The organism is Streptomyces sp. SID9727 (assembly GCF_010550605.1).
In the GTDB taxonomy this organism is placed as follows: Bacteria; Actinomycetota; Actinomycetes; order Streptomycetales; family Streptomycetaceae; genus Streptomyces.
The window spans coordinates 12,876-38,514 of record NZ_JAAGNI010000225.1 but is presented as its reverse complement, the minus strand read 5'-3'; the positions used below and the strand labels follow the sequence as shown (position 1 = coordinate 38,514).

At 70.4% G+C, this 25,639-nt stretch carries 23 protein-coding genes, 1 pseudogene and 2 CRISPR repeat arrays; of the genes and pseudogenes, 10 read left to right on the top strand and 14 right to left on the bottom strand.

Annotation, left to right across the window (positions count from 1 at the left end; genetic code table 11):
- The coding region (locus G3I41_RS14410; protein WP_164400603.1) for a winged helix-turn-helix transcriptional regulator at nt 1-473 on the bottom strand (473 nt) is incomplete at its 3' end.
- 56 nt (nt 474-529) lie between these two features.
- On the opposite strand from G3I41_RS14410, the gene G3I41_RS14405 reads away from it, so the two are divergent.
- Entirely contained in the window at nt 530-1,660 is a 1,131-nt protein-coding gene (locus tag G3I41_RS14405; RefSeq protein ID WP_164400602.1) for a Gfo/Idh/MocA family oxidoreductase, read from the top strand.
- Nucleotides 1,657-2,136, top strand: coding sequence for a heme-degrading domain-containing protein (locus tag G3I41_RS14400; protein WP_164400601.1), 480 nt, complete (start codon nt 1,657-1,659; stop codon nt 2,134-2,136). The genes G3I41_RS14405 and G3I41_RS14400 overlap by 4 nt, the downstream gene beginning before the upstream one ends.
- 119 nt (nt 2,137-2,255) lie before the next feature.
- On the opposite strand, the gene G3I41_RS14395 is transcribed toward G3I41_RS14400, so the two are convergent.
- The 5 genes from G3I41_RS14395 to G3I41_RS14375 form a co-directional block, all read right to left on the bottom strand.
- Nucleotides 2,256-3,113, bottom strand: coding sequence for a fumarylacetoacetate hydrolase family protein (locus tag G3I41_RS14395; RefSeq protein ID WP_164400600.1), 858 nt, complete (start codon nt 3,111-3,113; stop codon nt 2,256-2,258).
- 135 nt (nt 3,114-3,248) lie between these two features.
- Complete coding sequence (locus G3I41_RS14390; protein ID WP_164400599.1) at nt 3,249-4,019, bottom strand: YidC/Oxa1 family membrane protein insertase; 771 nt, start codon at nt 4,017-4,019, stop codon at nt 3,249-3,251.
- A gap of 80 nt (nt 4,020-4,099) precedes the next feature.
- Complete coding sequence (locus tag G3I41_RS14385; protein ID WP_164400598.1) at nt 4,100-4,435, bottom strand: DUF6412 domain-containing protein; 336 nt, start codon at nt 4,433-4,435, stop codon at nt 4,100-4,102.
- Nucleotides 4,436-4,501: 66 nt separating this feature from the next.
- Complete coding sequence (locus G3I41_RS14380; protein WP_164400597.1) at nt 4,502-6,004, bottom strand: sodium:solute symporter family protein; 1,503 nt, start codon at nt 6,002-6,004, stop codon at nt 4,502-4,504.
- Nucleotides 6,001-6,159 carry a DUF3311 domain-containing protein gene (locus G3I41_RS14375; protein ID WP_078617706.1) on the bottom strand — a complete coding sequence of 53 codons (159 nt, stop codon included), beginning with the start codon at nt 6,157-6,159 and terminating at the stop codon, nt 6,001-6,003. The genes G3I41_RS14380 and G3I41_RS14375 overlap by 4 nt, the downstream gene beginning before the upstream one ends.
- 134 nt (nt 6,160-6,293) lie before the next feature.
- Here G3I41_RS14375 and G3I41_RS14370 point away from each other — a divergent pair, with 134 nt between their 5' ends.
- The 5 genes from G3I41_RS14370 to G3I41_RS14350 all read left to right on the top strand — a co-directional run bounded on the left by G3I41_RS14370 (nt 6,294) and on the right by G3I41_RS14350 (nt 13,043).
- Nucleotides 6,294-7,298: an SEC-C domain-containing protein gene (locus G3I41_RS14370; RefSeq protein ID WP_164400596.1), complete on the top strand. Its 1,005-nt coding sequence runs from the start codon at nt 6,294-6,296 to the stop codon at nt 7,296-7,298.
- 119 nt (nt 7,299-7,417) lie between these two features.
- The gene (locus tag G3I41_RS14365; protein WP_164400595.1) at nt 7,418-7,918 is read left to right on the top strand and encodes a GNAT family N-acetyltransferase; all 501 of its coding nucleotides are present in this window, start codon (nt 7,418-7,420) and stop codon (nt 7,916-7,918) included.
- A gap of 125 nt (nt 7,919-8,043) precedes the next feature.
- Nucleotides 8,044-9,573: an ATP-binding protein gene (locus G3I41_RS14360; protein ID WP_164400594.1), complete on the top strand. Its 1,530-nt coding sequence runs from the start codon at nt 8,044-8,046 to the stop codon at nt 9,571-9,573.
- Between the two features lie 55 nt (nt 9,574-9,628).
- Nucleotides 9,629-12,562 (top strand): Z1 domain-containing protein, encoded by a 2,934-nt coding sequence (locus tag G3I41_RS14355; RefSeq protein WP_164400593.1) that lies wholly within the window; start codon nt 9,629-9,631, stop codon nt 12,560-12,562.
- A gap of 22 nt (nt 12,563-12,584) precedes the next feature.
- Nucleotides 12,585-13,043, top strand: coding sequence for a DNA mismatch endonuclease Vsr (locus G3I41_RS14350; protein ID WP_164400592.1), 459 nt, complete (start codon nt 12,585-12,587; stop codon nt 13,041-13,043).
- On the opposite strand, the gene dcm is transcribed toward G3I41_RS14350, so the two are convergent.
- The 5 genes from dcm to G3I41_RS14325 form a co-directional block, all read right to left on the bottom strand.
- On the bottom strand, nt 12,978-14,273 hold the full coding sequence (gene dcm / locus G3I41_RS14345; RefSeq protein WP_164400591.1) for a DNA (cytosine-5-)-methyltransferase: 1,296 nt from the start codon (nt 14,271-14,273) through the stop codon (nt 12,978-12,980). The two genes, G3I41_RS14350 and dcm, sit on opposite strands and share 66 nt — an antisense overlap.
- A gap of 194 nt (nt 14,274-14,467) precedes the next feature.
- Complete coding sequence (locus tag G3I41_RS14340) at nt 14,468-15,244, bottom strand: DUF3883 domain-containing protein (protein ID WP_164400590.1); 777 nt, start codon at nt 15,242-15,244, stop codon at nt 14,468-14,470.
- Nucleotides 15,225-17,057, bottom strand: a complete 1,833-nt coding sequence (locus tag G3I41_RS14335; RefSeq protein ID WP_164400589.1) for a DEAD/DEAH box helicase — start codon at nt 17,055-17,057, stop codon at nt 15,225-15,227. The genes G3I41_RS14340 and G3I41_RS14335 overlap by 20 nt, the downstream gene beginning before the upstream one ends.
- Nucleotides 17,057-18,478: a transcriptional regulator gene (locus G3I41_RS14330; protein WP_164400588.1), complete on the bottom strand. Its 1,422-nt coding sequence runs from the start codon at nt 18,476-18,478 to the stop codon at nt 17,057-17,059. Before G3I41_RS14330 ends, G3I41_RS14335 begins: the two co-directional genes overlap by 1 nt.
- 89 nt (nt 18,479-18,567) lie before the next feature.
- Nucleotides 18,568-19,251: a hypothetical protein gene (locus G3I41_RS14325; RefSeq protein ID WP_164400587.1), complete on the bottom strand. Its 684-nt coding sequence runs from the start codon at nt 19,249-19,251 to the stop codon at nt 18,568-18,570.
- 216 nt (nt 19,252-19,467) lie between these two features.
- On the opposite strand from G3I41_RS14325, the gene G3I41_RS14320 reads away from it, so the two are divergent.
- From G3I41_RS14320 to G3I41_RS14310, 3 genes and pseudogenes are all read left to right on the top strand, one after another.
- The gene (locus tag G3I41_RS14320; protein ID WP_164400586.1) at nt 19,468-20,280 is read left to right on the top strand and encodes a hypothetical protein; all 813 of its coding nucleotides are present in this window, start codon (nt 19,468-19,470) and stop codon (nt 20,278-20,280) included.
- 166 nt (nt 20,281-20,446) lie between these two features.
- A pseudogene (locus G3I41_RS14315) lies at nt 20,447-21,003 on the top strand (hypothetical protein).
- A 121-nt stretch (nt 21,004-21,124) separates the two neighbouring features.
- Entirely contained in the window at nt 21,125-21,313 is a 189-nt protein-coding gene (locus tag G3I41_RS14310; RefSeq protein ID WP_164400585.1) for a hypothetical protein, read from the top strand.
- Nucleotides 21,314-21,320: 7 nt separating this feature from the next.
- On the opposite strand, the gene G3I41_RS14305 is transcribed toward G3I41_RS14310, so the two are convergent.
- The 3 genes from G3I41_RS14305 to G3I41_RS14295 form a co-directional block, all read right to left on the bottom strand.
- Entirely contained in the window at nt 21,321-21,515 is a 195-nt protein-coding gene (locus tag G3I41_RS14305) for a hypothetical protein (protein WP_164400584.1), read from the bottom strand.
- Between the two features lie 510 nt (nt 21,516-22,025).
- On the bottom strand, nt 22,026-22,949 hold the full coding sequence (locus G3I41_RS14300) for an aminoglycoside phosphotransferase family protein (RefSeq protein ID WP_164400583.1): 924 nt from the start codon (nt 22,947-22,949) through the stop codon (nt 22,026-22,028).
- A gap of 171 nt (nt 22,950-23,120) precedes the next feature.
- Nucleotides 23,121-23,577: a CRISPR direct-repeat array (repeat unit 29 nt; unit sequence GGGGCCATCCCCGCGCGTGCGGGGAGCAG).
- Nucleotides 23,578-23,785: 208 nt separating this feature from the next.
- Nucleotides 23,786-24,358, bottom strand: a complete 573-nt coding sequence (locus tag G3I41_RS14295; protein ID WP_164400582.1) for a hypothetical protein — start codon at nt 24,356-24,358, stop codon at nt 23,786-23,788.
- Nucleotides 24,359-24,523: 165 nt separating this feature from the next.
- Nucleotides 24,524-24,917: direct repeats of the CRISPR family, unit length 29 nt; unit sequence GGGGCCATCCCCGCGCGTGCGGGGAGCAG.
- Nucleotides 24,918-25,639: the final 722 nt, after the last annotated feature.

Here is a 25,639-nt window from a genome sequence, read left to right as displayed (position 1 = left end):
TGGTCCAGCGGCCCCGGCGCCGCGACGCCCACCCCGAGCACCGGCAGCGCCCCGTCCCCGCGCACGGCGGCGACCGCCCCCGCGGCGGCCGTCAGCACCTCGTCCGCCGGGGCCCCGAAGTCCAGCGGAGCCGTACGGCTTTCGGCGACCGTGCCCGCGAGGTCGACCAGGACCACGGACAGCCCGTCGCGGTCCAGGTGCAGCCCCACCGCGTGCCCGGCCCCGGGGACGAGCCGCAGCACGGTCCGGGGTTTCCCGCCCGTGGAGGCGCGGCGGCCCGCCTCGGCGGCCAGGCCCTCGGCGCGCAGCCGGGCGGTGATCTTGCTGACGGCCTGCGGGGTGAGCCCGGTGCGCTCGGCGAGTTCGAGCCGGCTGATGCCGCGCTCCCCGGCCACCCGCAGCAGGTCGAGGACGAGGGCCGCGTTGTGGCTGCGCAGGGCGGGGAGGTTCGCGCCGGTGTTGCTCCTGTTCACCGAACCATTGTGACCCGCGCTTGCACTTTGGCAACAGCGTTGCGAAAGTGGGGGCCATGACCTCCTTGCGCGTCGGACTCGTCGGCTACGGCCTGGCGGGGTCCGTCTTCCACGCCCCGCTGATCACCGCGACCGACGGCCTCGTCCTGGACACGGTCGTCACCCGCGACGAGGAGCGCCGCGCCCAAGCGCGCGCCGCCCACCCCGGCGTGCGGTTCGCGGATGCGCCGGACGAGCTGTGGCAGCGGGCGGACGAGCTGGACCTGATCGTGATCGCGTCGCCGAACAGGACGCACGTACCGCTCGCGCGGGCGGCGCTGGAGGCCGGGCTCCCGGTGGTGGTGGACAAGCCGGTCGCGGGCACGGCGGCCGAGGCGCGTGAGCTGGCGGCGCTGGCCGACGAGCGCGGGCTACTGCTCTCGGTCTTCCAGAACCGCCGCTGGGACAACGACTTCCTCACCCTGCGCGCGCTCCTCGCGGACGGCGCTCTGGGCGAGGTCCAGCGCTTCGAGTCCCGCTTCGAGCGGTGGCGCCCGCGGCTGAAGGGCGGCTGGCGCGAGTCGGGCGACCCGCGCGAGATCGGCGGGCTGCTGTACGACCTGGGCAGCCATGTGGTCGACCAGGCGCTGACCCTGTTCGGCCCGGCGGCCCAGGTGTACGCCGAGTCGGATCTGCGGCGCCCGGGCGCGGCGGCCGACGACGACACGTTCGTGGCGGTCACGCACACCTCGGGCGTCCGCTCGCACCTGTACATGAGCGCGACGACGGCCCAGCTCGGCCCGCGGTTCCGGGTGCTCGGGTCCGCCGCCGGCTTCGTGAAGTACGGTCTCGACCCCCAGGAGGCCGCCCTGCGCGAGGGCGCCCGGCCGGTCCCGGGCGAGCCGTGGGGCGAGGAGGGCGAGGAACTGTGGGGCCGGCTCGGCGCGGGCGAGTCCCCGCTCACGGGCGGCGGCACCCCGGTCCGTACGCTCCCGGGCGACTACCCGGCGTACTACGCGGCGGTCACGGACGCGCTGCGCGGGACGGGCGACAATCCGGTGACCGCCCTTCAGGCCGCCGAGGCCCTGGACGTCCTGGAGGCGGCCCGCCGCTCGGCCCGCGAAGGGGTCACCGTGACCCTGCGGCCCGCTGGCACCAGCACCTCCGTACCCCCGCCCGCCCACGCCCCCGAGGAGCAGCCCGCATGAACCCCACCGCTCCGACCATCTCCGAGCTGATCGCCCAGGAGCGCCGGCTGACGCTGCCGCACTTCGGCTACGACGACGCCTACGCGCTCGGCGGGCTGCTGGTCGCGCTGGCCCGGGAACGGCACGCCCCGGTCGCGATCGACATCCGGCGCGGGGCGCAGCAGCTGTTCCACGCGGCGCTGCCCGGTTCGAGCGCGGACAACGACGCGTGGATCGACCGCAAGCGCCGGGTGGTCGAGCGGTACGGGGAGAGCTCGTACCTGGTGGGGACGCGGTTCCGGGCGAAGGGGACGACGTTCGACGAGGCGTCCCGGCTGGACCCGGACGTGTACGCGGCGCACGGCGGCTCGTTCCCGATCGCCGTCGAGGGCGCGGGCGTCATCGGCTCGGTGACGGTCTCGGGGCTGCCGCAGGCGGAGGACCACGCGCTGGTGGTGGAGGCGCTGGAGCAGTTCGTGACGCGGATCGACGGCTGACGCACGCGGAGGGGTGGGATCCGTGCGCGACGGATCCCACCCCTCCGATGTATCAGGACGCTCTCTGCGCTCTAGCGTGCGCCTCGAAGCACGCTCCGGAGTGCGCCTGCAAGCACCCCTCAGGCGTCCTTCAGCTCCTGCCGCTGCCGGCCGAGCCCCTCGATCTCCAGCTCCACGACATCGCCCGCCCGCAGGTACGGCTTGGGCTCGGGCTGCCCCATGGCGACACCGGCCGGGGTGCCGGTGTTGATGACGTCGCCCGGGTAGAGCGTCATGAACCGGCTCAGATAGCGGACGACCTCGCCGACCGGGAAGATCTGGTCGGCGGTCGTGCCGTCCTGCTTCAGCTCGCCGTTGACCCAGAGCCTCAGCGGGAGGGCCTGCGGGTCGGCGACCTCGTCGGCGGTGACCAGCCAGGGGCCCAGCGGGTTGAACGTCTCGCAGTTCTTGCCCTTGTCCCAGGTGCCGCCGCGCTCGATCTGGAACTCGCGCTCGGAGACGTCGTGCGCGACCGCGTACCCGGCGACGTGGGCGAGTCCTTCCTCGGCCGTCTCCAGGTAGCGCGCGGTGCGCCCGATGACGACGGCGAGCTCGACCTCCCAGTCGGTCTTCACGCTGCCGCGCGGCACGAGCACGGTGTCCTCGGGTCCGACGACGGTGTCCGGTGCCTTGAAGAACAGGATGGGCTCGTCGGGGATCGACGCCCCGGTCTCCGTGGCGTGGTCGTGGTAGTTCAGCCCGATGCACACGATCTTGCCGATCCGGGCGAGCGGCGGGCCCACCCGCAGCCCCCCGGCGTCGAGCGTCGGCAGCCCGCCGGACGCGGCGGCGGCACGCACCCGGGCGAGCGCGTCCTCGTCGGCCAGCAGGGCGCCGTCGATGTCGGGGACGAGGCCCGACAGGTCGCGCAGGGTTCCGTCCTCGTCCAGCAGCGCCGGTCGTTCCGCGCCCGCCGTACCCACACGAAGCAGCTTCAAGAGTCGTTCTCCTCGGTCGGGATCAGGCCCGTCGGATGGGTGGCGGCCATCGCAGGCTTGTCCGATCCTCCAAGACATCCGATCACTCCGCAAGACCCTGTTCACCACCTGGACCGGGCCGCCCCGCCGCCGTCGCTACGCGGCCGTGGCGACCGCGGCACCCGGCGCGGTCATGTCGCGGTACAGGAAGGCCCGCTCGACCGCGGTCCAGGTCGTGCTGGTGACCACGTACAGCGCGGCGGCCAGCGGCACGAAGGCGACGGTGAAGAGGGTGAAGAAGGACATCAGCGGCATGAGCTGGTTCATCGCGCCCATGCCGGGCACCGGCTGTCCGTCGGGGCCGGCGGGCGGGGTGACCGGGTTGGCGGCCATCTGACGCTTCGTACGCCCGTAGTTGAAGGTGGCGACGGCTGCCACGATCACGAAGAGGCCCAGGTAGACGAGGCCCTGCGCGCCGAACATCCCGCCGTGCCCGAGCGCGTCGTGCCAGCGCTCGCCGAGCGGCGCGTCGAAGAGCTGGTGGCCGAGGAGCGAGTTCGCCTCGCCGCCGATCCTCTGGCTGGAGAAGAGGTGGTAGAGCAGGAAGAACGCGGGCATCTGGAGGAGGCTCGGCAGGCAACCGGAGAGCGGCGAGACCTTCTCCTCGCGGTGCAGCTCCATGAGCGCCTTCTGCATCCGCTCGCGGTCCTTGCCGTGCTTCTTGCGCAGCTCGGCGATCTGCGGCTGGAGCCGGCGCTGGGCCTTCTGCCCGCGTGCGGCGGCCCGCGAGAGCGGGTGCACGGCGAGCCGGACGAGCGCGGTGAACAGGACGATCGCGGCGGCGGTGGACGCGCTCTGGAAGAGCGGGTGGAGCAGGTCGGCGAGGGCGCCGACCAGGCTGGCGAAAGCGGACATGAAGGCGGACATGGCTGAGCCCTCCGGGGTCTCGTCGTGCCGGACGTGTTGATTCGGCGTGACGGGTCCGCGAGGGCGCTGCTGTGGGTCCCCTACGCGGCCGTCGGGAGGGCACGGCCCGGCGCTCGGGGGCGTCGGCGCCCCTGGGCGTCCGGGTCCCGTTGCGGAAGGAACGCGGTGCGCTTCTCCCGGTCGCGCATGGCCGTACGCACCCGGGTGCGGGGCACCGGGGCGGCGCAGCGGGCGCTGATGACCGAGCAGGCGACGAGCGCGGTGCCGGCGGCCGCGGTGGCGGCCAGCGCGACGGCTGCGGAGAGGCTGCCGCCCTCGGCGAGGAGCACCTCGGTGAGGAGGAAGAGGAGCAGCCCCGCGGGGCGCAGGACACGGGAGAGACCGCGGCGTACGCGGCTCGTGGCGCCGGTGTCCATGGGCGGTGCCTCCCTTCCGTATCCGCTCCTGTCGGTCCATCCGTTATACACGACCGGCCGAGCGGGTCAACGTGCGTTGACGACCACGCGGTCCGCCTCCAGCTCGTCCCGGGCCAGCACCTCCTCGTCCGGCCGTTCGTCGCGCTCGCGCGGCCCGGCGTACGTCACCACGAGCGCGACCGCCAGGTTGGCGGCGAGGGCGACGATGCCCGCGTTCACGCCCCACACCGGATCGTGCTCCGTGAACACGAACCCGCACACCACACCGACCCCGACGACGAGCCCGGACAGCGCCCCGAGCAGCGTCAGCCGCCGCCACATCAGCCCCAGCAGCACCATGGGGAGCAGCTGCGCCATTCCCTCGTACGAGATGAGCGAGAGGCGTACGAGGGTGTTGGGGGCGGTGTACGTGAGGAGCAGCGCCAGGGAGCCCGCGACCACGACGACCAGCTGCGCGGCGCCCTTCTGCCGGCGCTCCCAGCGGGGCACGAGCGAGAGCACACTGCGGCCCCACATCGTGCCGATGACCAGCATGAACACCGCCATGGGCACGATCGAGGAGAGCGCGGCGGCCACCCCGATGACCCCGACGGACCAGGCGGGCAGCGAGTCCGTGACCAGCTTGAAGAGAGCGAGGTTGGACTCGGCGCCCACCAGCCCCGGCACCACGAACAGCGCCGCCATGCCGAGCAGCATCGGGACGAAGAGCAGGACGTTGTAGGCCGGGAGCCACATCGCGTTGCGGCGGAGCACGTCGGCGTTCTTCGCGCCCAGGTAGCCGGCGACGGTGGTCGGGAAGATCACGACGGTGAGCGAGTTCAGGAACGACGTGGTGATGAACCACGCCTGTCCGAGGCCGCTGTCCCCGTGGCCGGGGAAGGTCAGCCACTCGCTCTTCTCGCTGACGAGCCGGTCGAGGAAGGGCCCGTAGCCGTCGAAGTAGTGCACGGGCACGTAGACCGCCAGGAAGCCGAGCGTGAGGATCACCAGCAGGTCCTTCAGGACGGAGACCCACGCGCTGCCGCGCAGTCCGCTGACGACGACGAAGCCGGTGGTGACGGCGAAGGCGATGAAGTACGCCCAGTTCAGGCTGATGGCCCCGTACGAGATCGTCGAGACGACGACGCCCATGCCGGTGATCTGGAGCTGGATGTACGGAAGCAGGAACACGGTCGCCAGGACGGCCACGAGCGCGCCGAGCCAGGGCCGCCCGAAGCGGTGCGCCACCATGTCGGTGATCCCGACGAGACCGTGCTTGCGCGCGTACGCCCACAGCATCGGCCCGACGACGTAGCCGACGGCGTACCCGCAGGACATGTACGCGACGACGTAGAGGACGGGCGCCCCGTAGTTGTAGCCCCAGCCGGCGGCGCCGAGGTAGCTGAAACTGGTGTAGCCCTCGCCGGCCATCAGCACCCAGATGAAGACGGTGCCGAGGCTGCGCCCGCCCACCGACCACTCGGCGAGCCCGCCCCCTCCGCCGCGTCTGCCGCGTACGGCGAGCAGCCCCAGGGCGACGGTGGCGACCATGAAGACCCCGAAGACGGAGGTCGCGACGGCGGCGTTCACCGGCGGTCACCCCGCCGGGTCAACCACACGGCGACGGGGGTCAGCACGGTCGCCCCGAGCAGCCAGAAGAAGAGGAACGGCAGCCCGAGAACGACGGGCCGGACCCGGTTCACGAACGGCAGCGCCCCGAGGTAGAGCACGTAGGGGACCAGCAACCACAACAACTGCGGACGTCGTCTGAGCACGTGGAGACACGTTAGAGGGTCGACGGCATGCCCGGGCCATTGCCCGGGGCGTTGCCCGGGGAGTAGCCCCCACCGCGCGCCCGCACAGCAGTACGGTGTGGTGCATGCGCCCCGACACCCCTGCCGACCACATCTCCGAAGCCGAGCGTCTGCTCCGCACCGCGGCGCAGTACCCCGAGGACAACGAACCGCTGCTCCTCCAGGCCGCGGCCCACCTGGAGCTCGGCGGCGACCGCGCCCGCGCCGCGACGCTCTACGACGACCTGCTCGGCGACCCCCGCACCGAGCACCCGCACCTGGTGAAGGCGCTCAGCGCCGCGAACCTGTGGGAGTACGGCCACGAAGCGGAGGCCCGCGCGCTGATCGACGGCGTCCGGGTGGCGGCCCCGCAGGAGGCCGCCCCGTGGGAGATCGCGGCCGAGACGCTGGAGGCCCACGACGAACTGGAAGCGGCGCACGACCTCTTCTCCACGGCCCTGCGCCTGCTGATCGCCCCGGGCGAGGAGGTCCCGTACGCGACCCAGTCGCTGCTGACCGGCCGCCACCGGGTGCGCCGCCTGATGGGCGTCGGGCACGACGCCTGGGACGAGCTGGCGGACACGCTGCACACGGCGGCGGTCCCGCTGGACGAGCTCCACGACCCGAAGCGCCTGTGGTCCCTCGGGTCGTCGGACCCGGGCGAGCTGCGCGCCGAGATCACCCGCCTCCGTGCCGAACTGGGCACGTACCGCACGGCGTTGTCCCGCCCCTTCCCGGTGGCGGTGCTGCACTGGCCGGCGGCGGAGTTCCGCGAACTCCTCACGGCGTACCCGAGCCTGGGCAGCGAGTACGCCTCCCACCCGGACCACTTGGCCCGCCTGGAGACGGCCCTGCGCGACCTCCAGGCGGCGGGCACCCCGAACCTCGGCATCGTCCGGGGCACGGTCCCCTCCTACGAGGCCTTCGCCGCCTCCGAATCCGCCTCCCCGGCCGACCCGGACCTTCTCCCCCAGTACGCGACGACCCTGGCCGCCCGGGGCCGAGCGGTGCCTTGGCCCCCGGCGAAGAGCGCGGAGTGCTGGTGCGGGTCGGGGGAGTCCTACCGGGGATGCCACGGGGGGCGGGTGTAGGGGGCCGCAGTCCGGGGCGGGGGTAGGGGCTGCCTCGGGGGATGGGTGCGTGACGGGGCCGGTGTGAGGCGGCCGGAACGCGGATGCCGGGGCGCGTCCAGGCTCCGTACCCTGCCCCCATGCCCGAACTCCAGCGCCTGCGCCCCGACCACGCCCCGGCCGTCCTCGCGTTCGAGAAGGCCAACCGCGCGTACTTCGCCGCGTCGGTCCCGGACCGCGGCGACGCCTACTTCACCGACTACCCGCCCCGCCACGAGGCGCTGCTCGCCGAACAGGCGGCGGGCACCTGCCACTTCCACGTCCTGGTGGCTGAGGAGACGGGTGAGGTCCTGGGCCGCTTCAACCTGATGGACGTCTCCGCCGGCACGGCGGAACTCGGCTTCCGCCTCGCGGAGAAGGCCACGGGCAGGGGCCTGGCGACGACCGCGGTGCACGACCTCTTCGCGCTGTGCCGCACGACGTACGGCCTGACGGCGCTCAGGGCGAGGGCGGCGGCGCGGAACACGGCGTCGCGGGCGGTGCTGAGGAGGACGGGGTTCGTGGAGACGGGCGAGGCGGTGGTGTTGAGCGGGGAGGCGGGGGTGGGGTTCGTGCGGGTGCTGGGTGCGGCGCCGATGTGACGCGGACGCATTTGTCACCGGGATTCCCCGCTGTCCCACCTTTGCAATACCATCACATCGCATCTACTCATCAGGGCCGCACCTCCCCACGCAGGTCTCAGCTCTGTGTGCGCGAGGAAGGCTTCATGGTGCCGTACCAGCCCTCTGCCGACTGGCAGTTCGAGGTCCCCACCACCGGCACCAAGCGGCTTCCGCCCGCCGCCCGGTACGTCGAGTCACTGACGCACCAGGGGTACGGATTCGAGGCGGCCATCGCCGACCTCGTGGACAACTCCATCGACGCGGGTGCGCGCAACGTCGTCGTCAGCCTGCTGCGCGACGACGACCGGCTGGTCAGCCTCCTCGTCATCGACGACGGCCGCGGCATGGACGACGCCACGCTGGACACCGCCATGACGGTGGGCGGCAGGCAGGGGTACGACGACAGGGCGCTCGGGCACTTCGGCGCGGGCCTCAAGGCGGCGTCCCTGTCGCACGCCGACTCGCTCACCGTGATCAGCCGCACCAAGCGCAGCCCGTCCACCGGGCGCCGCTGGCTGACGGCCCGCGCCCGGGCCGACTTCAGCTGCGACATCGTCGACCCGGGCTACTGCCAGGACCTTGTCGACCGCTACGACGGCGTCATCCAGTGGCAGGGCACGATCGTGCGCTGGGACCGGGTCCGCGCCTTCGAGACCATCACCACCGGCCAGGCCGACCGCTACCTCAACGACGCGATCGAGAAGCTGGAGACCCACCTCGGGCTCTACCTCCACCGCTTCCTGGCCCGCGACGGCTTCAACATCGACATCGTCGTGGAGGACGTGCGGACCACGGAGGAGCTGGACCACCGCGGAGTCGAACCGATCGACCCGTTCGGCTACCGGGTGCCCGGCCGGGCCGGCTACCCCCGTACGTACACCGCTCCCGTCGAGGGCGTCGGCGAGGTCGCGCTGACCGCGCACATCTGGCCGCCCAAGTCGCCACTGGTCAGCTTCCGGGGCATCGGCCCGCTCGCCGAGCGGCAGGGCTTCTACATCTACCGCAACGACCGGCTCGTCCAGGCGGGCGGCTGGAACAGCACCCGCAGCCCGGAGGGCCACCTCGCGCTCGCCCGGATCGCCGTGGACCTGCCGTCCGCGCCGAACGACGTCTTCAACCTCACGGTGAAGAAGGACGGCGTGACCGTCACCCCCGCGTTCGCCCGCGGTCTGGAGCAGGCCGTGGACGCCGCGGGTCACACCTTCGCCGCGTACGTGCAGGAGGCGGCGCTCACCTACCGCGAGGCGGCCCGGCGTGCCACCGAGCCGCAGCGCAAGGCGGTGCTCCCGGCGGGCAAGGGGATCGACCCGAAGCTGCGGCGGACGCTGCGCGACGAGCTGCCGGAGCTGGAGGGCGAGGACCCGATCGCGTTCCGCTGGGACAGCCTGCCGCCCGACGTGTTCTTCGAACTCGACCGGGAGCAGCGGGAGGTGCGGCTCAACAAGGAGTACCGGCAGGTGCTGAACGGCGGCCGGCGCGGCGGGCTGAACGACGCCCCGGTGATCAAGAGCATGCTCTATCTGATGGTCAACGAGATCTTCCAGAAGGAGCGGGTCCGGGCCGTCCACACCGACAACGTGGCGCTCTGGAACAGCGTCCTGGTCACGGCGGCACGCTGCGAGATGGAGCGCTGAGCACCCCCTCCCCCGCCCGCCCGTCCCCGCAACCGATCCGAGAGAGCCGCCTGCCATGACCGACCCCCTGTTCACCCTGCACGGCGATGTGCTGGCCGCGATGCGCCGGGGGCCCAAGCCCTTCGCCAAGCTCGCCTTCGTGCTCTCGGACGACGAGGAGCCCGCCGACACCGCGCTCTCCCACTTCCAGGACCGGGTCCTGGGCGGGGAACCGGGTGACGGGCTGATCGCCCTGTGGCACCGCACCCTGACCGCCTGGGACCTGGCGGAGCAGGCCGACTGGTCGACGGCGCCGCCCCGCACGGATGAGCGCCGCACGGACACGTACACCCGGCTGGGCTTCGGTCCCGGGCTGCGGAAGGCGCTCGACAGCGCGGTCCCGGTGTTCAAGGAGCCCGGGCCGACGGTCATCAGCAAGGAGTTCGCCTCCTGGTACTCCCGGGACGTGGCCGCGGCGCGCTCCTTCTACTGGAATTCGTACGAGGCGCTGCTGCGCCGCAAGGGCTGGTCGGACGCGGCGGTCTCCGGGCTGGACGAGGCGAGCCACGCCGTGGTCGAGCGCCTCTCCGACCCCACCCGCCCCGAGGCGTACGGGGCGCGCGGCCTGGTGGTGGGCTACGTCCAGTCGGGCAAGACCGCCAACTTCACCGGCGTCACCGCGAAGGCCATCGACGCGGGATACCGCCTGGTCATCGTCCTCGGCGGCACGCTGAACCTGCTCCGGAGCCAGACCCAGCGCCGGCTGGACATGGAGCTCATCGGCCAGGAGAACATCCTGCGCGGCGCGGACCCGGCGGACCGGGACGCCCTGGTCGGCATCGACTACCAGGAGGACGCGGACTGGCCGGAGAAGTTCGTCAGCCACGGCGGCCGGCCCTCAGCGCTCGGCGCCTTCGACATCGAGCGCCTCACCACCCGTGACGACGACTACAAGAGCCTGCTGCGCGGCATCCGCGCCCTCGAGTTCGAGAAGCAGTCGCGTACCGAGCCGCTGTACGCCCCGGCCAACCTGCACCGCGCCGCGGCCCGGATCATGGTCGTGAAGAAGAACAAGTCCGTCCTGGACAAGCTGATCGCGGACCTCAAGAAGATCGGCCCGATCCTCTCCGAGATCCCCGCGCTGATCATCGACGACGAGTCGGACCAGGCGTCGGTCAACACCACGAACCCGAAGAAGTGGGAAGAGGGCAAGGTCACCCGGACGGCCATCAACGGCCAGATCTCCGAGCTGCTCGGCCTGCTGCCCCGTGCCCAGTACGTCGGCTACACCGCGACCCCGTTCGCCAACGTCTTCGTGGATCCGGGCGACGGCGAGGACATCTTCCCGCGCGACTTCCTCGTCTCGCTGCCCCGCCCGACCGGCTACATGGGCGTCCAGGACTTCCACGACCTCGACACGGACGAGGGCACCGCGGAGGAGACGCACGTCCGGGGCATCTACGAGAACACGGGCGACCGCCTCCAGGAGGCTCTGGACGCGTTCGTCCTCACGGGGGCGCTCAAGCTGTACCGCGCCGACCGGGGCGTGGCCGAGGGGCCGTTCCGGCACCACACGATGCTCGTCCACGAGTCCGTGCGCATGGCCGAGCACACGGCCCTCGCCCTGCGGATCAGCACCATGTGGCACCAGGCCGCCTACACGAGCCGCCAGGGCCACGACCGCCTGGCCGCCCTCTTCGCCTCGGACTTCCACCGCTTCGCCGACGCGGAGCTGCCCACGCCGGAGTCGTATGAGGAGCTGAGGGCCTACGTCTCGCGCGCCCGCCAGCTCATCAACGCGGGCGGCACCCCCGTCCTGGTGGTGAACGGCGACACCGAGCGCGACTACGACCAGCCCGCCCTGGACTTCGAGCGGACCCCGCACGTGTGGAAGATCCTGGTGGGCGGCACGAAGCTGTCCCGGGGCTTCACGGTCGAGGGCCTGACGGTCACGTACTACGTCCGCCCCATCCAACAGACCGACACCCTGATGCAGGTGGGCCGCTGGTTCGGCTTCCGCCCCGGCTACCGCGACCTGGTCCGCCTCTACATCGGCCGCGAGGTACCGGTCGGCAGGACGAGGACCATCGACCTCTACGAAGCCTTCGAGGCCATCTGCCGCGACGAGGAGACGTTCCGCGCCCAGCTGACCCGCTACGCCACCCTGGTGGACGGCAAACCCCAGGTCACCCCTGCCCAGATCCCCCCACTGGTCTCCCAGCACCTCTCCTGGATACGCCCCTCGGCCCGCAACAAGATGTTCAACGCGGAACTGGTGGAGATCCGCTCCCCGGGCCAGTGGGTGGAACCGACGGCGTACCCGGTGGGGGCGGAGGAGCTGCGGGGGAACGTGGGGGCTTGGGGGGTGGCGTTGGGGGCGTTGGGTGAGGACATCTCCGTATTCGTGACCCTCTCCGGCAACGACCGGGGCGGTTACGCCCGCTACCCCGCCCGGACGGCGGTTCTCAGCCATGCCCAGCTGCTGGAGATCGTGAGCCGCCTGACCTGGGGCCGGCCGGATCTCTTCGCCCCTCACCTGGCCTATCTGCGGGACGCGAGCGACGCCGGGTGCGCTACGGACGACTGGGCGGTGATCCTTCCGCAGACGTCCGGACCGACGAGCGTGTCAGCCAGCATCCTCGGCAGTCAGCCCGTCAGCCTGGTCCAGCGCAAGCGGAACGCCCGCGGCGTGTTCAACCGCATCTCCGGTGTCGCCCACCGCCAGTCCGCCGAGCGGATCGCCGGACTGCGCGCGCTGAGTGACGACGACCCGTTCGCCACTCAGCTTCACCGCCCGCGCCGCGGAGCCGTGCTCCTCTACCCGGTCATCGACCCCAGCGTTGGCAGCCCGGAAGACCTCGTGAATGACGGCAGCGTCGACCCCGGCAAGGTCGTGCTGGCTGCGGCGTTCATCCCAGCCGCCAGCGCGACGGACAAGCCGGTACCCTACGTTCGCTTCCGGGCGGTCGACTCGTCCCGGCCTGGTGAAGCCACTATTGAAGTGCGATGAACGTGACCCTGGAGTGACCGTAGTGCCTGAGCCCGCAGACTGGACCCCGCCGGACGGCTCGTGGGCCTCGTCTGCGGCGCGCCGCCGGAACATGCAGGCGATCCGCAGCCGCGATACCCAGCCGGAACGCCTCATCCGCCGGCTGGTGCATGCGAACGGCCTTCGCTACCGCGTGGCCGCGCGGCCTCTGCCAGACCTCCGCCGGACGGCTGACCTGGTCTTCCGTCCAGCGAAGGTGGCCGTATTCATCGACGGCTGTTACTGGCACGGCTGCCCCGAGCACTATGTACCGCCCAAGACGAACCCGGGGTACTGGTCAGACAAAGTGGCCCGGAACATGGCCCGGGACCGCGACACTGACAAGCGGCTGGCCGAGGCCGGGTGGGCCGTCCTGCGGTTCTGGGAACACCAGGACTCAGATGTGTGCGCCCTGGAGATCGTCAGCACTGTCCGCGAACGCCGACGGCATCTGGGCGGGTAGCGTCTCGGCTGCCTCGGCCTTGCGGCGGTCGCGTTCATGGGCGGCGCGCAGCACGTCCGCGATGGCCTTGCCCACTGCTGCGGCGACCGGCGGCGGGAACGCGTTCCCGACCTGCCTGTACTGCGCGGTCTTTCCGCCGGAGAACTTCCAGTTGGACGGGAATCCCTGGATGATCGCGGCTTGCTCGACCGTGAGCATGGGGCCTGTTTCCCTGAAGAGATCCCGGTCGTGAGACTGCTTCCTCACGCTCTCCTCGTGCGAGTTGGCCACGCCTACGCCGGTGACGCCCAGGTCAAGCCAGGCAGCCTTCGCGCGACTCGGCCCGAGGTCGGCCCCTCCGTGCTTCTTGGATCCGCCGACCAAGGTGGGAGCGATACCGAGATCCTTCTTTTCCTCGGCTTCGCGCGCCTTCCTCATCCACTCCTTATGGCACTTCTTCGCCAGCAGAGCGATTTCCCCGTCCATTTTCAGGTACGGCGCATACCTGGCCTTCATGGACGTCTTGAGCGCCTCGAAAACGCTCACAGGGCTTCCCGTGGCGGTCGGCCATACGAACTTCAGGTCACCGAGTACATCCTTGCGGATGGCCACCAGAACGGCCCTGGGACGCAGCTGCGGAACGCCGAAGTCACTGGCTTCCAGGACCTCCCACTCACAGATCTGGTAGCCGAGGCCCTCGAAGTCTTCTACGATCCCCGTGACAGGGTGGGTCGCCCATCCGCCCTGAAGGCGTGCTTCGATGTAGGTACGGTATTCCTCGAATTTCGCGTCCTTGATACCGCGCACGTTCTCGATCATCACCGCTTCAGGGCGAAGCTCGTCAGCTAGCTCAAGAATGCGCGGGAAAAGATCACGCTCATCGTCCTTCCCGAGCTGCTTGCCGGCGTGCGAGAAGGGCGGGCAGGGCACGCCGCCGGCAAGAAGGTGCAGCTCGCCCTTGGCGAGAGGCCTTCCCAGGTACTTCTCCGCCTTCTTCAGATCAGGCTCGCGATCGCCCCCCGAAGCGATGGGAACGAACTGGTTCACATCACCGGAGATCACATCGCAGAAGTCCCGCTCCCAGCTCCACTCCGCCAGGGACGCGATGTTCTCCTGAAGCGTCTGGGAAGCATACGGGTCGATCTCTACCAGAGCCAGGTGCTTGAAACCGGCCTGATGAAGACCAATAGCCTGCCCTCCAGCCCCCGCGCAGATCTCGATCGAGGTCAGCACGTCGTCACTGGGACCCATCGGCTCCGGTCTCCTCATTCGTACGTTCAGCGTTCAAGCCTCGCCGGGCCAGAACAGGCCAATGCTGACAGGCGAGACTGGGAGAGCCTACCTGGGCTCCGGCCCGGAGGCGCGCCCTGCGGCAGCCTCGGCGGACCAAGCGCGGGCTTCGAGCTGCCCCCTGGCACGGAGCCCAGCATATTCGAACAAGCGAGCTAGCGTTGGCCGGATCCTTTTTGTCCGCTGCGGTCTTGGTGCCAGACAGGGCGCTGAGGCAGTACTCCATCCGCCAGCAGCCCCCACGCCCCGGTGTACAGCCCTGGCGCCAGAGCATGACCCGGCACCTCCAGGCGAGCGGACTCCCAGCGGCCGCTCCCCGCCCGGTCGGCAGGTACGGACGAATGGACCCAGGCCCGGTCAACTGTTGCCACATGCATCGCGCGCCCGTCGCTGGCGACAAGGACGGCGGCGAGACACCAGCGCTCGTCCGTCGCCATCACCTCGTACTCATGACGTGTCAGATGGATCACCAGGCGGGTCGGGTCAGTGGTCGACTTGACCTCAATGTGTGCCCGCTCTGAGACGGAGCGGGCTGCCTGTATGTCGTATCCGTACGCGTCGGATTCCGCGGCCACATGCCTCACGTGCGGCACTCCGCCGTCGCGCAGCAGCCGGAGCAGCGCCTGTTCACCTGCGGCACCCACAGCCCTCCGCGCTTGCTCTCCAGCCCTGCTCCACAGCACCGGGGGCAGCGCCCCTTCGCCTTCCGCCGCCTCGCTCTCGCTGATGTCCACGACGGGTCGTCCCGCCGTGTTCACCATGCCCGTACGCCTGAGCCAGGCAAGACCCTCCGCATACTGGGCAGGGGTGAGATCCGCGTAACCCGGATGGTGGGTGAGGATCGCCCGCACCCGTGGCACCCCGGCCACGCGCAACTCAGCCAGCCAGCGGCGCGCCGCGCGGCGCGTCGCCTCAGTGGGCGGCAACAGCACTGACGTGATTCAGCAGAGCGCGGACGTCGGCCATGTCCATCCCAGCCGCACCGGATGGCTCGTCTTCCAGGTCAGCCAACTGCTGGACGGCGGGGTCGTCCAGGATGCGCCCCATGAATTCGAGTTTCTCCTCAAGCCGCATGGCAACCACCTCATCGATCGTGCCTTCGACCGCGAGCACGGTGACGCGCGTCTGGGTTCCGGGGGCCAGTCCAAGACGGTGGATGCGGTCCAGGCTCTGCAGAAAACGTCCGGCCATGAAGTCACGGTCTACGTACACGGCGTCATGACAAACGTGGTGAAGGCTGATGCCCTCACCGAGAGTGGCCGGGTTGGACAGGAGAACGTGGCAGTCGGGATCCTCGCGGAACCGCCTGATCTGCTCGTCCCGGTCCGGGGTGCCACCGTGGACAACCGCCGGCTGGTACCCGCTGAACAGGCCCTCCAAGGTGGTGATGCTGCGGACAAAGGTCGTCCACACAAGGGTTTTACGCCCCATCGCCGCATTCGTCGCAACGATATTGAGGGCCTCCTTGTACTTCGGAGACAGCTCGTGAGCGGGCAGATTACGCAAGAGCGCGTACAGGGATTCACCCTCGGGCACTTCGAGCGGTGGAACCTGATAAACCAGAGGCTCGTAGCGACTCTCGCCTTCGATAAGCAGCGCGGGACTGGTGGCCGCCATCAGAAGCCGGAGCATCGCCTTGCCCAGGGCATCAAATTCATCACGTGAGGCTTCCGCCCGCGCAGTGAACCGGCCCACCAGGGCGTCGTACACCTCCCGGTGCAGCGCCGGCATCTTCAGGCGGCGGATCCGTGTCTCAAAGGGAGGAAGCCCCAGCTCCTTCTTCGTCGTCCGGGTGAACAAGGGCCGCAGCACGGAACTCGCGTACGCGAGATCACCGCCCTCGACCGCCTGCGTCACCACCCTGCGCCCATGACCAGGCCAGACGAAGGACAGCAGATTCTCCAGGTCCCGGGCCCCGTTCGGGGCCGGGGTGCCGGTAAGGATGAGGCGTCGGCGGGCGAGCGGGCCGAGCGCCATGCAGGCGCTGCCGTACGTTCCCCGCGCCCCAAGCTTCATCCGGTGCGCCTCATCCAAGATGATCATGGATGGCGTGCCCTGCAGCCAGTCCGCCAGGGCCGCGAGCGACCGGTCAAGACGCTCGTAGTTGACGATCATGATGTCGGCCCTGTGGTCAGGCCCCTTCCCCATGACGGCCGTCCGCGGTGGATCTCTGAAGCAGAGCACACTCTCCGAAAGCCACGACTCATAGGCTGACTTGGGGCTGACCACCAGCAGTCTGCGCACGTCGCCACGCTCGCGCATCGCCGCATACACCGCCAGGCCGACGCGGGTCTTCCCGGCGCCGGGGACGCTGAAGTTGGCGCCATGCCGAAGGGACAGCAGCCGTGCGAGGTCACGAAGCTGGAACTCCGTAAGGGCAGCGCGCCAGTCATCCCCGAGCGCTGCCTCCACAGCGCTGTCGTCCCAGGTCCCGGCCGTCTGAGGCGAGCGGAGCTGCTCCTCGGCGCGGTCGGCGTCATCGAGCACCTCCCCGACCAAGGCGCTGAGTTCGTCCGACCAGGCCACTGTCTCGGGGTGGGGCCAGTCCGCCAGAGCGTCGATGCCGACCAGGAAGTCATCGAGATCCAGCTCCAGGGCGAGACGTCCGCGCGGGCTGCCACCGGGGAACCTGGCCGAGAGCCGCGTCAGATCGCTGCGGTAAGGCTCGGCGACACGCAGGAGGGCCTTGGTCCGCGTGACGTCGAAGCCGATATGCAGGGACGGTTCGTCAGTCACCATGGTCATTAGGGCTCCTGCCGCACAGCCTCGCGCAGCCACTCGACGCCCTCACCGGGCATCTCGATGGTCTGAGCCGTGGCCTGGGCCAGCTTCTTCAGTGTGGCCTTGAGCTTGAGCACCGCCTCGTCCAGTGCCTCCTCGTCCAGGCTGCGGGCCCCGCTCGCCAGCACCATGTCGGTGATGCACTGTTCGATGTCCTGGCAGGCGTCGTTGAGGCGGTCGGGGGCAGCCTGCTTCCGCTTGCGCACGCGAGCGTCCTTGCCGGCGGGCTCAAGCGCGGCCTCCACGGCCTTGTGTGCGGCGTCGAAGACAGAGGACGCCGCCTCCACCTGAGCCGCGGGGACCTTCTCCTTGGCGCGGACCACCGCCTTGGCGCGAAGTACGGAATCAGTGAACGCCCGGGCGGCGGCGACCTGCGGAGCTTCGGTTCTCACCGCCCGGTTGATGCCGGGAATGACGCGGCCGGTGGCCGCTGCGGGAACGGGCTTCAGCTCTTCCGGCAGCCGGTGCTCCAGATACCTGTTCCGGAAGTCTGATTCGATCAGACGGAGGTCGGTCTTGGAGAAGTTCATCACGATGGCCGCAAGACGGTTCTCCTTCAGCAGCTCTGCCTTCTGCACATCAGACTTGGACTCCTTGGCGAAGGCGCGATGCACCTCGCGAAGCCGCTCCTGCGCATCCTCAAAGTCGAGCAGCCGGAGCTGTACGCCCTCGGCCGCCGACCTGTCGCTCAGGTCCCTGAGGCAGGAAAGCACCCACAGGTCCTGCTCAGCCGTCGACTCCCGGATGCGGAAGTCACGGGCGACCTCCTTCAGCGGGCGGCCGGCCTCCACCTGCTCGTCGATGGTGAGCAGCCGGTTGATGTACGAGTAGGGCCGTCGCGTGTCGTGGCGCAACTGAAGGGAGAGCTCGACCCGGTTGATGTCGGCCCACGTGCAGGAGTCGGGCAGGACGGCCACCCGGATCTCAGGCACGCCGAGTTCGCGGAGCGCCGCCGCTCTGGTGTTGCCGTTGACCAGAATGCCCTCGCGAGTAATCAGCCCCGGTTCGTTCTGCCGGAATTCTTCGAGGCTCTGCTTCAGCGCGTCGAAGTCCTTGTCACGCTTCGAGGGGTCTGAAGGCTCGGCCTTGAGGAGGAAATCCAGGTAGTCCTGGCTCTCGTCGCTCCATGCGTCTTCGTCTAGCCGGCGGTCCAAGCGGGCGTCGTAGCTCCGCTGGGCGCGGATGCGGTGCGTTCCCGGGTTGTAGTAGAGCGAATCCACCGGCATATCGATGACCTGCACCACCTGTGGCTTCGTCCGCCACTCGATGGTCAGCGTCTCCTGCAGCCCGCCCCCTGCTGCCAAGTCCCGGAGACGCTGCTCGACGACGTCCTTGTTCTTGGTGGCATGCGGCGGCAGTCCGAAGTCCCCGGCGTTGTTGCTCACGGTCCGTTCTCCTCCTACTTGAAAGGTTCATCTCAGCTCATGGCGGGGTCGCCGGCCCCGGCGGCCCCGCCATGAGCTGAGAGCCGGTCTCAGACGGGCGGGAGCCCAAGGGCCTTACGGACCTCGTCGCGGGAGTCCGCCGGCAGCGTACGGAAGTCGGACCAGGCGCGTTCCACGGGGCTGAACTCGCGTTCGTCGGCGGCGACCCACGCTGCGAGCGTCTGCCGCTGCAGTCCGCCGAGCTTGGTGATGTCCTCCAGCACAGCCTTCAGGTCGGCCTCCTGGAAGCGGCCCCCCACCCGGCAGCGGTGGCATTCCGCGATCGGCTGGACCACCGAGGCGCCGGTGGGCAGCTTCACCTTGCGCCGCGCGATGTCGAGCTGGGCGGTCTCGAAAGTGCCGGCGTACGCCTGTCCCGGCGTAATCCCGCAGGACCGGCAGCGGTTGCCGTCGCGGGCGAGAATCTTCCGGCGCTGGGTATCCGTAAGGGACGTGCTGTCCTTGGTGGCCTTGCCGGGCTCCCAGACAGGCTGGCCCTGCCCGACGAACCGCTGTTCACTCTGGCCCAGGCCGGGGTCCTCCCTGTGGGTCACGATCTGCCACCCGTAGCCACGCAGGTCACGTACACGGCGATCCGCCTGGGTGATTCCAGGGAAGGCGTTCTTGACGTCCTCCTTGGTGAAGACGTTGCCCTCCCCTACGACGGTCAGCAGCCAGAGCGCGGCGCGCTTCATCGTTCCGAGCTTTTCGTCCTGCCACGACGGCAGAGTCATCCAGGGCCCCCTTTTCGTCAGGTGCATAGCGATCCGTATGGACGCCGGTAGCTGGCGCCCCATCCGGGCATCACCACTGTGACCGCCCGGAGGCTGCCACACCAGCTTCCGCAAGGTTTCGAGGGGTTACGGAAAACATCCACGCCTTCCCGAAAAGCCGCTGCTTCAGACACAATTGACGCCCCTCTGCCATCGCTAAATGATCGGAAGGTGTGCGTGACTCGCAATCGCAAGTCCTGGAAAGAGCTGCCGTCCCGGACCACCGCCGCCCACCGAGCCCTGGTGGCAGCGCTGCGCGAGATCCGGGAATGCAGCCCTCGCACCCAGGCGGACATCGCGAGGGACGCCCACCAGGAACCGACAACTCTCTCAAACCACCTAAACGGTGGCCGCATCCCGGACATAGCGCTTCTGCGGGACTTCTACGCGGTGGTGGAGAAGGACGCCTCGGCGGCGGGGCGGGGGCCGCTGCCCCACACGCTGGACACGCTCTTCGAACTCCGCGTCCACGCCAAGAAGAAGCACTGCGCGTGCTGCGCGGTCGGTTATCCGACAGCCTCCGGGGACTCCGGACAGGAGCAGCCGGCTTCGCCCGTCGTCGGAAACCCCGGGCTGGCGCGGGCGCGACGCCTGCGCCGCCGCGCCCTGCGGCGCGAGATTGCTCTGCCGCCGAAGCCGAGCGGGGTGCCGGTCCCCCTGCCCCAGGGGGACCGGCACCCCGCAGATGCCGCGGAACTCAGCTGGCCGGAGACGAGACTGGTGGCTGGATACCTTGCTGCTGGCCGAAAACACGATGCTGGCTTTCTGCTCTGGCAGGCGGGCATGTCCTACGCCGCCGCCGACATCGTCAGGGCCGTCACGTCGTGCCGTACCGCTGGCTTGCACGACGCCGCCGAGACGATTCTGATCAACCTCGCCGAACGCACCGACCGCCAGGCGGTGTTGAACGTGGCTGCAGCCTTGGGTGACGCCGGCCGGCACGAGGACGTGACCTTCGTCTTGTCAGCTGCGATGCGCGCCTCGCGGTGACTCCGCCAGCCGCAGGCCGTGGCCTACGTCACACGCGCCGGCCAGGCCCGTGCCGTTCTCGCTCCTGGCCCGAGCGTGCGGCCCCGACCGGGCGGGCGGCCAAAGGGCTCCGCGCGCGGGCGATACGCTCACGCCACGCACCCCCGCGCGCATCCGAGGGAGTCCCATGGCGGCCCGGCCCCTTCTCTTCCTGGACGTCGACGGACCGCTGAACCCGTACGCCGCACCGCCCGAACGACGCCCGGCGGGCTACACCACCATCCGCGTCCCTCGGGGCGGTCCTGGCGCTCCGGGGCACGGCCTGCTCCGCTCCTCCGCGAAGCCGTTGCGGGTGTGGCTCAACCCGGCCCACGGCGTGGCGCTCTCGGCGCTCGGGTACGAGTTGTGCTGGGCCACCACCTGGATGAACGACGCGAACACCTGGATCGGGCCCGTCCTGGGCCTGCCCGAGCTGCCGTTCGTCGACTTCGGGGACGGCCTGTTCCGCGAGCGCCCCGACGGGGTGCACTGGAGTGCGAGGCGTTGCTCGCGTACGCCGGCGGGCGGCCGTTCGCCTGGGTGGACGACGAACAGAGCGACGCCGACCACGCACACGTCAGCGCCCACCACCCGGCCCCGGCGCTCCTCCACCACGTCAATCCGCGGATCGGGCTGAGGGACGACGATTTCGCCGCCCTGACGTCCTTCGCCGCCGCCCTTGCCGGACCCGCCGGCACCGCCTGAGCGGGCCGCCCCGCCCGATCCGGGCGCGATCCCGCTTCCTCTCTAACGCTCCACAAGCAACCATGGGTACCAGCAGTGGGGGGCGCAGGCCGTGGCCCCTTCGTCAGAGTGGGGGGAACTCATGGCTGTCTTCATCGGTGTCGTGGTCGGTCTCGGCGTGATTAGCGCCGCGTGCCTCGTAGCCCTGCGGATGCGCGGCGGCTCGGGCGAGCGCGGGGCGCACGAGCGCGGGGCGGCTGAGCAGGGGCAGGCGCAGGCCCTGGCGCACAGGCACGTGCAGAACCAGAACATGGGTCCGTACGGGGGCTGAGCGCGGGCTAGCGGTTCACCGACACGACGAGGTACGCGCACGCGAAGACCGCCACCAGGCACGCCCCGGTGACCACCACCGCGGCGCAGCCCAGCGTCGTCAACGTGCCGGTGATCGCCGTCCAGCCGACCCGCGTCGCACGCCGCGCGCGCCGGACGGCGTCGTCGTAGGCGGTGTCGTCGTTCCAGTCGTCCTCGGCCATGCTGCCCGGCCCCCGTTCCGCCAGGCCGGGTCTCGCGTGGGCGGGCCCGGGCGCTGCGCCTCGTTGCCGCGACAACGCTACTCGGCGCCGCCCGCCGTAAGCCGGCCGCATGCCTCCGCACCTGTCGTGGGCTACGAACCGCAAGCGATGCCCGGAGGCCGGCGGAGACGCGCTACGGGCAGCGCTCGAAGGGGAGCTCGCGCGTTTCGGGAGCATGGCATCGACGCGGTCCTACCCCCGGCCGGGGCCGACAAGTCCACCGAGCCCACGCCCGTAGCGGCGCCCACCCAACGGCCCAGGGACGTAGTGGTCGCCGGGGGGGCGGAACCCGCATGCGAGCACGTCGTCAACGGCAACCTGATCCGCCGCCACGCACGCCGGGTGGCGGTCACGTTCAAGGCACTCGGGCGGGGACAGCTCGGAGGCAGCACAGCGGCGGCTTCCGCACGAAGACGCGCGAATCCCCAACTCACGGATTTTTTACGGGCTCCGCAGCGCAAGCCGGTCGCGTCACTGCCCCAGGGACGCGACCAGACGCTCCAGTGACCTCCGAGCGGGCGGCCCCCACGTCGACTTGCCGTTGGGGAGCCCCCGGTCGCCATCGTCCGCGATGAGCAGTCCGCTCAGCGCGCGCAGGACCGCCCACCCCCGGGCGCGGCGAAGAGTCGCCACGTCCGGGGCGGGCCGACAGGCGGCGTAGAAGCGGTCGGCGGCGCCGTCCGGGAGCAGGATCCAGGCGGCGGCGAGGTCGCAGGCCGGGTCGCCCGCGAAGAGGTCACCGAAGTCGATGACCCCGCAGAACGTGCCGTTGGCCGTCAGCACGTTGGCGGGATGCAGATCGCCGTGGAGCCACAGCGCGGGCCCCTGCCAGTCGGGAGCGGCGACCGCGTCCTCCCAGACGAGGCGGACCGAGTCAGGATCGGCGACCAGCCCCTTCCCGGTGACGGCGGCGAGCGCCTGCCCGAAGTGCTCCCCGTACGGCCTCAACGGCCCGCCGCGCCCCCGCCCGGCGGGCGCCTCGGCCGGGGCGGGCCGGTGCAGAGCGCCGAGGAACCGGGCCAACGTGTCGGCCGCGTCCTCGGCCCGGGTCGGCGGAACCCGGTCGGCCGGTTCCCCGGACACCCACGTGGTGACCAGCCAGGGCCGCGGGAAACGTTCGGAGGGTGCGCCGAGGCGCTGCGGCACGGGCACGGGCAACGGGAGGTCCGGGGCCAGCACGGGGACCCAGGCGTGCTCCTTGAGCAACAACTCGTCTGCGGACTCGGTTGCCCACGGCAACCGCACGGCGAGCTCGTCCCCCAGCCGCCACACCTGGTTGTCCCACCCGCGTGCGCCCAGCTCCAGGGGGAGTTCGGCGAGATCGGGGTGCTGGTCGCGGAGGAGGGCGCGGATCAGGTCGGGGGTCAGGTCGGCTCGGGCGTCGGCGTCGGTCATGCGGGCCACCGTAGTCGGCCGAACTTCGTTACGGGGCAGGTCATTTCCTCGCTGTGCGCGTCAGTACGTGCGTGTTGCCTGGGGGCCTGGGCTTGCCCCTGGACCGGCCCGTGCGCAGGGGCGAGGAGCAGGTGAGGCCACTCACGGCGGTCGACGTGCGGGGCGGGGCCATGTGCTGTCCCCGCTCGTGCGGGGAGCAGAACGGGCCCTTGATCGGCTTGTTCGTCGTGTCGGGACCATCCCCGCGCGTGCGGGGAGCAGGCCTTGCACCCCAATGGTGGGTAGTACTTCTAGGGGCCATCCCCGCGCTTGCGGGGAGCAGGCCTGGGTCCCGAAGATCCCGACCGCGACCTGGGGGCCATCCCCGCGCGTGCGGGAAGCAGATGCCGGTCTCCACCGGAGCGGGGTGCCCGGCGGGGCCATCCCCGCGCGTGCGGGGAGCAGCGTCACTCTCCCTGGCCCGCTGTGTGGAAGCGGGGGCCATCCCCGCGCGTGCGGGGAGCAGGACTCCGCCCGCACCCGGGGCGCCCGCGTCGAGGGGCCATCCCTGCGCGTGCGGGGAGCAGGCCAGACGCCGGGAGGCCATTGCTGTGAGGGTGGGGGCCATCCCCGCGCGTGCGGGGAGCAGTCTTCGTGATCTGCGACGTTATCCCGCACGGACACGAATTTTGACCACTTTCACAGATTTCGACCCAACCACCTAACGCCCCATTTCGGCGAAGCCAAAGATCGATAGCCCCGTCTGATGAATTCGCGCGGTTTCGCAAGCTCCTTAAGCCGAACGACATCACATCGGCTGCGCTGCCTGCACGGTTCACCGATGTCCTACGCAGCCGTCAAAGCCGCTCAGCGAGCAGCCGCTTGCGGTGGTCTCTGCGGCGTACGGCCGTGACGATCATGATGACAGCACCGAGGCTGACTCCGATGACAGGCAGAACGACGGCCAGAATCGACCCACCCAGAAACGTGACGATGCCTCCGGATTTCCCGATGGCGTACTGGGACGGTCCTTCGGATGAGCAGGTGATCTTGTAGTTGCCCGTTCGAGACGCTTCGATGTCGTACAGGGGATTCCAGGTCTCGTCGCGAGTGAGGAACACATCGATTCCCGGGCCCCCAAGGCGCGGATTGCCTGGCCCAGTGATGTTGCAATCCTGGGCGGCCGACGGGCCCCTGTCCTTGATCCAGATCGTCCGCTCGCTCTCCGGGCCGAGCTGGAGGGAGAAGGTGTCGCCGTTGGCGAACTGGTGGTCGGTGTCGACCGCGTCGACCATGTTGTTGAAGCGATAGACCCCCAGGACCACGCCCAGCACGATCAGCGCGACTGCGGTCACGGCCGCTACCGCGTACCAGAGGCGGCCGGGACTGAGTTCGTTCGCCGGTATCTGCGGCGGAGCGGAGGGCAACATCGACGCATCTTAGACCGCTTGTTCGGGATGGGCGGTGGGCCTCGAGTGCCGTTGCTTCTGGAGGACTGGGTAAGCGGCCCAACCCCTGCCACCTGCTCCATCGACGCCCCGCCGCGGCCTGCTGGCACTCGTTCAAGCAAGTGAGAACACGGCGTCGGCGACAGAGCTTTCATCCCCGCGCTTGCAGGGAGCAGCTGGTCCGGGTGGACGAGCTCCACACCGGCCTGGGGCCATCCCCGCACGGGCGGGGAGCAGTCAAGCGCGGGGGCCGTGTCAGCTCCGCGTCGGGGCCATCCCCGCGCGTGCGGGGAGCAGTGGACCGACACCAACGTCAACCTGCGCTGCACGGGGCCACCCCCGCGCGTGCGGGGAGCAGTCGATTTCGACGGTGCCCGTGCCGCCCTGGTAGGGGCCATCCCCGCGCGTGCGGGGAGCAGGGGGCGGCGAGCCGTGCCCAGCCGTCCGTGCCGGGGCCATCCCCGCGCGTGCGGGGAGCAGAGGTGGCGGAGGGCCTGCGCGTACTCGGCGTAGGGGCCATCCCCGCGCGTGCGGGGAGCAGGGCGTCGGGGCTGGCCGGGGGGCCATCCCCGCGCGTGCGGGGAGCAGACGGGAGGGGAGGGGTGCCCGGCAGGGCCCACGGGGCCATCCCCGCGCGTGCGGGGAGCAGCACAGACCGATGTAGACGCGCTGGTTGGCCGTGGGGCCATCCCCGCGCGTGCGGGGAGCAGGATCTGCACGTATGGCCGCCCGTACTGCGTGACGGGGCCATCCCCGCGCGTGCGGGGAGCAGGCGCCGAGCGCCGGGGGCGTCTTCTGGGTCGGGGGGCCATCCCCGCGCGTGCGGGGAGCAGGAGCTTGGCCAGTTCGTCACTCACGCGGTCGCGGGGCCATCCCCGCGCGTGCAGGGAGCAGGTGCGCGGCACGAGAGCTTTGCGGGTGACGGTGGGGCCATCCCCGCGCGTGCAGGGAGCAGACTCCCTGACCTGCGGGTCTATTGGGCGGGAGCACCGTTTCTGACCACTTTCACAGAGTCCGGCATAACCATCTCAACGATCACACGTCAGGCATACGCGGCAAGGGTACGCCAACGCTCCTGGCCGCTGTGCCCCTCAGCCGCCGCACGCGCCATCTCGCCATACCAACCTCACCATGCCCCAGCGCGCCGCAAAACCCCTTCATCCGGGGGCCGGCCACAGGCGGGGGCAACTCCGCGCATCCGGGAAGCCCGCCTGGACGGAAACTACTGCGACTGGCGTAGAACGGGCGACGCTTCGCATGCGG